We start from the raw sequence: 264 nt of genomic DNA on the forward strand, positions 1-264 counted from the left end.
TTCTGGAACATATTTAAATTTACCATCAACAGCAAGAACTGAATCAGTTTTAATTAACTTATCATTATAAGTGATAAATACTTGCATTGCTTTAACACCACTAGCATCAATCTCACCTTTAAATAAAGGATTAGCATCTACTGTAGTTGAACCATTGCTAATTTCTTTTAAGTTATTGTGATCGCCTGATTCATCACCTTCAAATATAGATACTTTAATTCCATTTCCAACACTTGGAACAATTACTTCAGGAGTTGTTGTATT

The 264-nt window shown here is 30.3% G+C and carries 1 protein-coding gene; it reads right to left on the minus strand.

Annotated features, from left to right (window positions below):
* Positions 1-264, minus strand: a 264-nt coding sequence (locus tag AVBRAN9331_RS09830; RefSeq protein ID WP_336612941.1) for a hypothetical protein, incomplete at both ends; no start/stop codon positions are given.

It is taken from the genome of Campylobacter sp. RM9331 (assembly GCF_020137685.1).
In the GTDB taxonomy this organism is placed as follows: domain Bacteria; phylum Campylobacterota; class Campylobacteria; order Campylobacterales; family Campylobacteraceae; genus Campylobacter_E.